The sequence below is a fragment of the Variovorax sp. Varisp85 genome, assembly GCF_047304045.1.
Lineage (GTDB): Bacteria > Pseudomonadota > Gammaproteobacteria > Burkholderiales > Burkholderiaceae_C > Variovorax.
This window is the reverse complement of sequence record NZ_JBGLYN010000165.1, coordinates 1-269: the sequence shown is the minus strand read 5'-3', so window position 1 is coordinate 269 and position 269 is coordinate 1. Positions and strand designations below refer to the sequence as shown.

The window sequence follows — 269 nt, the reverse complement described above, 5'->3', positions numbered from 1 at the left end:
TGGTGCGGCTGGCAGGAATTGAACCCACGACCCCTTGGTTCGTAGCCAAGTACTCTATCCAACTGAGCTACAGCCGCACAGCTTGCAATTATAGCCCGCTTTTATCGACCTTTCGGACTTCACCGGTCGATCCATCGCGAAGGCACAAAAGAAAAATGCCCGGAAGAAGAATCTTCCGGGCATTTTCAGTGATGGTGCGGCTGGCAGGAATTGAACCCACGACCCCTTGGTTCGTAGCCAAGTACTCTATCCAACTGAGCTACAGCCGC

Annotated in this window: 2 tRNA genes; both read right to left on the bottom strand. The window is 53.2% G+C overall.

What is annotated here, in order from left to right:
- Nucleotides 1–77 (bottom strand) — tRNA-Arg (locus ACCC97_RS28880).
- Nucleotides 78–192: 115 nt separating this feature from the next.
- Nucleotides 193–269 (bottom strand) — tRNA-Arg (locus tag ACCC97_RS28875).